Source organism: Streptomyces sp. NPDC048337, assembly GCF_043201175.1.
Lineage (GTDB): Bacteria > Actinomycetota > Actinomycetes > Streptomycetales > Streptomycetaceae > Streptomyces.
Genome location: NZ_JBICYR010000017.1, coordinates 179,557 through 186,782 on the forward strand (window position 1 = coordinate 179,557; position 7,226 = coordinate 186,782).

Annotated in this window: 7 protein-coding genes and 1 tRNA gene; 3 read left to right on the top strand and 5 right to left on the bottom strand. The window is 70.9% G+C overall.

The genetic code is table 11. From position 1 onward, the window contains the following. Positions 1-137: 137 nt before the first annotated feature. Positions 138-1,463 (bottom strand): extracellular solute-binding protein, encoded by a 1,326-nt coding sequence (locus ACGFYU_RS25800; RefSeq protein WP_393829685.1) that lies wholly within the window; start codon positions 1,461-1,463, stop codon positions 138-140. Between the two features lie 103 nt (positions 1,464-1,566). Between ACGFYU_RS25800 and ACGFYU_RS25805 the strand changes: the two genes are divergently transcribed. Continuing rightward, positions 1,567-2,604 (top strand): LacI family DNA-binding transcriptional regulator, encoded by a 1,038-nt coding sequence (locus tag ACGFYU_RS25805; RefSeq protein WP_393829686.1) that lies wholly within the window; start codon positions 1,567-1,569, stop codon positions 2,602-2,604. A 66-nt stretch (positions 2,605-2,670) separates the two neighbouring features. Here the strand turns inward: ACGFYU_RS25805 and ACGFYU_RS25810 are convergent. The 4 genes from ACGFYU_RS25810 to ACGFYU_RS25825 form a co-directional block, all read right to left on the bottom strand. Beyond that, positions 2,671-2,743 (bottom strand) — tRNA-His (locus ACGFYU_RS25810). Between the two features lie 95 nt (positions 2,744-2,838). Then, complete coding sequence (gene orn, locus ACGFYU_RS25815; protein WP_393829687.1) at positions 2,839-3,441, bottom strand: oligoribonuclease; 603 nt, start codon at positions 3,439-3,441, stop codon at positions 2,839-2,841. A 105-nt stretch (positions 3,442-3,546) separates the two neighbouring features. Then, positions 3,547-4,722: a helix-turn-helix domain-containing protein gene (locus tag ACGFYU_RS25820; RefSeq protein WP_393829688.1), complete on the bottom strand. Its 1,176-nt coding sequence runs from the start codon at positions 4,720-4,722 to the stop codon at positions 3,547-3,549. A 376-nt stretch (positions 4,723-5,098) separates the two neighbouring features. Beyond that, positions 5,099-5,410, bottom strand: coding sequence for a hypothetical protein (locus ACGFYU_RS25825; protein WP_393829689.1), 312 nt, complete (start codon positions 5,408-5,410; stop codon positions 5,099-5,101). 436 nt (positions 5,411-5,846) lie between these two features. On the opposite strand from ACGFYU_RS25825, the gene ACGFYU_RS25830 reads away from it, so the two are divergent. After that, entirely contained in the window at positions 5,847-6,380 is a 534-nt protein-coding gene (locus ACGFYU_RS25830) for a universal stress protein (RefSeq protein ID WP_319722977.1), read from the top strand. A 98-nt stretch (positions 6,381-6,478) separates the two neighbouring features. Continuing rightward, positions 6,479-7,045, top strand: a complete 567-nt coding sequence (locus tag ACGFYU_RS25835; RefSeq protein ID WP_393829690.1) for an acetate uptake transporter — start codon at positions 6,479-6,481, stop codon at positions 7,043-7,045. Positions 7,046-7,226 lie beyond the last annotated feature (181 nt).

A 7,226-nucleotide genomic window follows, 5' to 3' on the forward strand; every position in this document is an offset into this window, starting at 1 on the left:
CCGGGCCGCCGTCCGGCTTGCCGGTTCGGTCGGGGCCGCCGTCCTGCTTGCGGGTCCGGGCCGGGCCGTCGGCCTGCTCGCCGGTCCGGTCCGGGCCGCCGTCCGGCTTGCGGGGCCGGGGCCCGTCGTCGGCCGGTTCACCGGTCCAGGGCGTTGTCGATGGCCTTCACCGCCGCCTCCCAGCCCTCCTGCGGGCTGCGCCCCTTCTGGTCGACCTGGAGCATCCCGATGTCCGCCAGGTTCTGTGCGATCACCAGGTCCTTCGGGCCGACCGCCGCCACGGGCACCCCCTCCGCCGCCCGCGCGAAGATCTCGCCGATCGGGGCCCCGCCGAAGTAGTCGTGCTTCGCGCCCGAGACCGAAGGCAGCCCGTACGCGGCGCTCGCGCTCGGGAAACTGCCCCGCTTCTCGAAGAGCCTCGCCTGCTGCGCCGGCGCCGTCAGCCAGGCCGCCAGCTTCGCCGCCTCCTCGGCGTGCTTGCCGGCCTTCGGCACCACCAGGAAGGAGCCGCCCCAGTTGCTCGGCTTCGGCGCCTGGGCCACGTCCCACTTGTCCTTGCCCGCCGGGCCCGCCTTGTCCTGGATGTAGCCGAGCATCCAGGCCGGGCAGGAGACCGTCGCGAACGAGCCGTTGGCGAAGCCCTGGTCCCAGGCCGGGGTGAACTGCTGGAGCCGCGCGCTCAGCCCCTCGGTGGCGAAGGCGGCCGCCAGGTCGAAGGCCCCGCGCACCGCCGGGTTGGTCTTGTAGACGACCTTGCCCCGCTCGTCGTAGAACCGCTGGGCACTGCTCCCCGTCACCGCCGCCATCACGCCCGACGCGGAGTCCACGAAGGCCTTCCCTTCGCCCGCCTTCGCCTTGTACGCCTTGCCCGCTTCCAGGTACTTGTTCCAGTCGCCCGCCCACAGCGCCCCGACCGCCGCCCGGTCCGTCGGCAGCCCGGCCGCCTCGAAGAGGTCCTTGCGGTAGCAGATGCCCTGCGGCCCGATGTCGGTGCCGAGGCCGACCGTGACCCCGCCCTTCGCCGCGCTCGCCGTGCCCTGCGCCCACTTCCACGGCAGGTAGGCGGCCTTGTCCACCCCGGGCGCCTTGCCGAGGTCGACCAGCTTGTCGGCCTGGGTCGCGGTGATCTCGGCGATGTTGTTGACCTCGACGGCCTGGATGTCGGCGAGCCCGCTGCCGGTGCCCAGGTGGGTGAGGAGCTGCGGGTAGTAGTTCTCGTTCCGCTCGATGGAGGTCTGCTCGATCCGGATCCCGGGATTCTGGGCCGTGTACGCGTCGTAGAGCCCGGCCTCCTGGAGGCCGAAGGCCCCGAAGACCCCGACGGTGAGCGTGATCTGCGCCTTCCCGCCCGAGGGGGCGCCCTTCCCGGGGGACTCGGCCGGATCCTCCGCGCACCCCGCGAGCAGGAGGGCCGCGACGCCGAGCAGACCGGCCGTGGTGACGAGGTTTCTTCGGGCTCGCATCTGGGTCCTCCCTGAAGGACGGGAACGTGCCGGGTGTCGTGTGCCACAGTGTGGGAGCGCTCCCACCGTCGTCAAGAGGTAGATTCACAACCGGGAGGAAGCCATGAACGGTCAAGGGCGCGGCGGGGGACGGCCGACCCTGGAAGAGGTCGCGGCGCGCGCCGGAGTCGGGCGCGGCACGGTCTCCCGGGTGATCAACGGGTCCTCCAAGGTCAGCGAGCACACCAGGGCCGCCGTCGAGGCGGCCGTCGCCGAGCTGGGCTACGTACCCAACCGGGCCGCCCGGGCGCTGGCCGCCAACCGCACCGACGCCATCGCCCTCGTGATCCCCGAGCCGGAGGCCCGGTTCTTCGCCGAGCCGTACTTCTCCGACGTGGTCCGCGGGGTCGGCACCGCCCTCGCCGAGACCGACGTCCAGCTCGTCCTCACCCTGGCGGGCAGCGACCGCGAGCGCCGCCGCCTCTCCCAGTACCTGTCCGGCCACCGCGTCGACGGGGTGCTCCTCGTCTCCGTCCACGCCGGTGACCCGCTGCCGGAACTGCTGGCCGAGCTCGGCATCCCGACGGTGATCAGCGGCCGCCGCTCCGCCGCGGAGACGCTGCCCTGCGTGGACTCCGACAACCTGGCGGGCGCGGCCGAGGCCGTACGCCACCTCCTCGGCCGGGGCCGGCGGTCGATCGCCACGATCACCGGACCGCAGGACGTCTACGGGGCCCAGTGTCGCCTCGACGGCTACCGGCAGGCCCTTCGGGCCGCCGGACACCCCGTCGACGAGCAGCTGATCGCGGTCGGCGACTTCACCGAGGAGGGCGGCCGCCGGGCCATGCGCGAGCTGCTGGAGCGCCGGCCCGCGCTCGACGCCGTCTTCGCCGCCTCGGACGTCATGGCGGCGGGCGCCCGACTGGAGCTGCGCGCGGCCGGCCGGCGGATCCCGCAGGACGTGGCGCTGGTCGGCTTCGACGACTCGGTGGTGGCCCGGCACATGGACCCGCCGCTGACCAGCGTCCGGCAGCCGATCGAGGAGATGGGCCGGACCATGGCGCGGGTGCTGCTGGAGAGGATCCGGCAGGGCAGTGCGGCGGAGCCGGACGGGGCGACCGTCGTCCTGCAGAACCGCCTGGTGGTCCGCGAATCCTCATAGAAACGTGGAAACGCCAGAAACGCAGAAGGCCCCGGTCCGCTTTCACGGACCGGGGCCTTCCCACAGGGTGAGTGACGGGACTTGAACCCGCGGCCACCTGGACCACAACCAGGTGCTCTACCAACTGAGCTACACCCACCATGTCCGGTCGGAAAACCGACCGGCCGAAGAAAAGGGTACAGGGTCCGGGAGGGTGCTCGCTCCCACCTTTTCCCCGACCCGTCTCCGGCGCTGCTACTCGGCGGGCACGACGTGCTTGGCGGCGATGCTCCGCGCCGTGTCCGAGTCAGGGCCGGGCTGCGGAACGAAGACCGCCTCCCGGTAGTAGCGCAGCTCGGCGATGGACTCCTTGATGTCCGCGAGCGCCCGGTGGTTGCCGTTCTTCGGCGGGCTGTTGAAGTACGCCCGCGGGTACCAGCGGCGCGCCAGCTCCTTGATCGAGGACACGTCCACGATCCGGTAGTGCAGGTGGCCCTCCAGCGCGGGCATGTCGCGCAGCAGGAAGCCGCGGTCGGTGCCGACCGTGTTCCCGCAGAGCGGCGCCTTGCGGGGCTCCTTCACGTGTTCCCGTACGTATGCCAGGACCTGGGCCTCGGCATCCGCGAGGGTGGTCCCGCCGGCCAGCTCGTCGAGCAGTCCGGAGGCGGTGTGCATCTCGCGCACCACGTCGGGCATGGTCTCCAGGGCCGCGTCCGGCGGGCGGATCACGATGTCCACGCCTTCGCCGAGCACGTTGAGCTCCGAGTCGGTGACCAGCGCGGCCACCTCGATAAGTGCGTCGTCCGTCAACGAGAGCCCGGTCATCTCGCAGTCGATCCACACCATGCGATCGTTCATGTGTCCCACCTTATGCGGTAGCCCCGGGAGCGGACCGCATAAGCGGAAGGTCCCCCATCGGCGGTGACCGATGGAGGACCTTCCGTGTCGTACCCGTTGTGAGGGTTACGCGTGTTCCCGCAGCACTCGGCCGGGGGAGTACAGCTCGGTCACCGACGGGCCGGACGCGGCCAGGGCCGCCGCCGCCCGCTGGGGCTGCGGAGTGCGCTGGTGCGGTACCGGAGCCCCCGAGATCTCGGAGACCTGTGCCACGTCGCCCTGCGGACGGCGTGCCCGGTAGGCGGAGCGGTAGGCCGCCGGGGAGGACCCCAGCTGCCGGCGGAAGTGCCCGCGCAGGGCGACCGGCGAGCGGAACCCGCAGCGCCCGGCGACCTCGTCGACCGAGTAGTCGGAGGTCTCCAGCAGCCGCTGTGCCTGGAGCACCCGCTGGGTGATCAGCCACTGCAGCGGCGCGCTGCCGGTCAGCGAGCGGAACCGCCGGTCGAAGGTGCGCCGGCTCATGTACGCACGGGCCGCCAGGGTCTCCACGTCGAACTGCTCGTGGAGGTGTTCCAGCGCCCAGGCGACGACCTCGGCCAGCGGGTCGGCGCCGATCTCCTCCGGCAGCGACCGGTCGAGATAGCGTTCCTGGCCGCCGGTGCGGCGCGGCGGCACGACGAGCCTGCGGGCCAGGGCCCCGGCCGCCTCGCTGCCGTGGTCCGTGCGCACGATGTGCAGGCACAGGTCGATTCCGGCCGCGGTGCCCGCGGACGTGAGCACGTCGCCGTCATCGACGAACAGCTCGCGCGGATCGACGTGGACGGACGGGTACCGCTTGGCCAGCGTCGGCGCGTACATCCAGTGCGTCGTCGCGGGCCGCCCGTCCAGCAGACCGGCGGCCGCGAGCACGAAGGCTCCGGTGCACAGTCCGACGATCCGGGCCCCCTCCTCGTGCGCCAGACGCAGCGCGTCGAGCGCTTCCGGCGGCGGTGGAGAGGTGATGGAGCGCCAGGCGGGCACGACGACCGTCCCTGCCCGGGCGATCGCCTCCAACCCGTATGGCGCGGTCAGTTCGAGTCCGCCGGTGGTCCTGAGCGGACCGTCCTCTCCGGCGCACACGAGTAGTCGATAGCGTGGAACTCCCGCGTCCTGCCGGTCAATGCCGAACACGGAGAGTGGAATGGAGCTCTCGAAGATCGGTCCGCCGCTGAAGAGCAGCACCGCGACGATCTCCCTGCGGCGACGCCCCGCGAGCTTCCGGCCGGCGTCCGCAATGACGGCGGCGGTGGAATCCTGGCTCATGGCGCTAAGCCCCCCTTGGGTGTCGCGACTCCTTGGTCTGGTCGCACCTGCACGTTTCCCCTCGGCCTTGCACGTGGATCCCCCGCCGTAAATACATGATCGAATCTACTGCGTCCCGTGGTGTCGGCGTGACAAGTTCAGCACGCAGCGCTATGTCGACTTCTCAACTTGGCGAAAAGCATTCGATCAGGAAGCGTTCCGCTCCGCTACCCGGATGGGAAGCGTCCCGTCCGCCTGTGGCCAGTACCCGTAGGGTCGTGACGCCCCCCGAGCTCTGTCGTCGCTGGTGGTGGGGGGGTTGGGGGGACATTCCGGCAAGGAGGGCACCCTGCCGGGAAGTTGGCTGAAAACATGCGGGTGTGGGTGTGCGAACAAGTCAGTCGTGCGGGGAGATCGGGTCAGAGCCGCCGCAGCCGCGGTGGTGCGCGGGCCCGCCGCGGGAGTGCCGGCGGCGCCGGCCGGACGGAAGCCGTTCCTCCGCCCGCACCCGCGCCGCGGCCCGCTCCGAGTAGCGCAGCAGCACCCGGCACGCGGCCGTGACGGCGAACAGGCCGAGGGTCGCGACGGCGGCCCCGCCGAAGGAGGTTCCGTAGACGACGAGGACCACGGGGACGAGCAGGCAGCTGAAGGCGGCCCACCGGACCACGTCACCCGCGGGGTCGTCCTGGTGGCGCCTCGCGGATGGCACGGACGAGTGAAGGGGAGTGCGGGGGGAAGGAGCGAACTGCGGAACGGTGTCGGCGTAGTGGACGGACTGCGTCGGCTGAGCGGGCTGGACGGGGTGAACCGGATGGCCGGGCACGGCGTGCTCCCTGCGGGCTCTTCCTGGACGGTCGGACTCATGCCCAACGCCGCGCGGCGGGGCTCGGTCACTGCGCGCACGGGTGGCGCGGGGGCCGATCGTCACTGGCTGTAGGGGCCAGCGGCCATTGCCAAGGCGCGCTCGCTCCGGCATGCTCCCTGGGACGCTCTCCAAGGGCGGCAAGCCCTGTGCAGGACAGGAGTGTCGCCGTACCCTGGTGGGTATGGGCTTGGGAAGATGCTTCCCGGACAGAGCTCCGTCACCCAGCGTCGCCGATTTCGCCCCTGTTGCTTCCTCCAAGGACCTCTTCGCCGAGACACCCATGGCCGGTCACGAATTCTCCGAACCCGCGGACCGCAAGCGCAAACGCCTCGCCGACCCCGCGTCGGCCGCCGATCTGCGCGCGGTGGAACAGACACGCCTGCCCTGCGATCCGGCCTTCCGGCACGGGGTCGTTGTGGGATTCGACGGATCCACGTCCAGCGAGCGCGCGCTCGCGTACGCGATCGGCATGGCCCGTCGCTCCGGATCCGGTCTGATCATCGTCCATGTCGCCAACCGCCTGCCCACCACCGTATGGGCCGGCTGCGAGCCGCCCGTCTTCGTGGACGTGCCGGACCACCGCACCGAGGTGCTCGGGCTGGAGCTCGCCTGCGCGGACTATCTGGCAGAAGTGCCGTGGATCCTGGTCGAGCGCGGTGGTGACATCTGCCATGAGCTGGAGGAGGTCGGCCGTGAGTATTCGGCCGACGCCATCGTGGTGGGTTCCACCCACGGAATCGTCGGCCGGATCTTCGGATCCGTGGCCGGCCGGCTCGCCAAACGCGCACAGCGACCGGTCGTTGTCATTCCGTGACCGCTTGTTAAGGCGATTGTGCGGTTGTGCACCCGTGTAAAGGGTAGATAAGTGCTGCTGGGACGCAGCAAACAACTGCAGATCGAAGGGAGCCCGCCGTGGACAATGGTGTCTCTGCGGGAAGCACGGCCTCGACTTCGACCCTCGGGAACATCGCCCTGGGTCTCACCCTTCTCGCATTCGGTATCGGCCACACCGGTGTCATCGACGGAGTGTCCGCCGCCAATTCCGTTTCGCTCGCGATGTACGTCGGCGGCGCGGCCCTGTTCCTCCTCGGACTCCTCGAGTACCGCGGCGGCAACGGGTTCAACGGCACCGCCTTCGCGGGCCTGGGCATCTTCTGGTTCACGTGGGCCAAGGGCGCCGGAGCTTCGGTCTCGGACGAAGCAGCCGGAACGTTTCTTGTCCTCTTCGCGATGCTCGCACTGACCCTCACGGTCGCCGCGGCGAGCGGTCTGTTCAGCCAGGGCGTCTACGCCCTGCTGACCCTGTCCCTCCTCCTGCTGGCGATAGGCGCGTTCGCGGACAGCGGCGGTCTCGCCAAGGCCGGCGGCTGGGTCGCCGCCGTGTCCGGCCTGCTGGCCTGGTACGGGGCCACCGCGGCTCTGGCGCACTGGCCGATGGCCCTCGGCAAGGCCGGTCGCGGCGCGGTCGCCGCGAGCTGAACGGCTGCGTGAGTCACGGAACGGCCCCCAGAGTTCTGGGGGCCGTTCTCGTATGTGAAAGTGCCCTGCGGTGGAGAATCCATCTTGCTAGTACTCCAGTGGCGGTTCGCTATCTGGCCTGGTCGAAGGGTTCGCTCGGAGTGTAGGGGCGGGGTGGTGGGCCCGGCTGGAACTCAGCAGA

Bases quoted from the DNA above. Each gene is read 5' to 3' on its own strand.
- ACGFYU_RS25800 (WP_393829685.1), bottom strand. From the start codon at position 1,463: ATGCGAGCCCGAAGAAACCTCGTCACCACGGCCGGTCTGCTCGGCGTC.
- ACGFYU_RS25805 (WP_393829686.1), top strand. From the start codon at position 1,567: ATGAACGGTCAAGGGCGCGGCGGGGGACGGCCGACCCTGGAAGAGGTC.
- orn (WP_393829687.1), bottom strand. From the start codon at position 3,441: ATGAACGATCGCATGGTGTGGATCGACTGCGAGATGACCGGGCTCTCG.
- ACGFYU_RS25820 (WP_393829688.1), bottom strand. From the start codon at position 4,722: ATGAGCCAGGATTCCACCGCCGCCGTCATTGCGGACGCCGGCCGGAAG.
- ACGFYU_RS25830 (WP_319722977.1), top strand. From the start codon at position 5,847: ATGGCCGGTCACGAATTCTCCGAACCCGCGGACCGCAAGCGCAAACGC.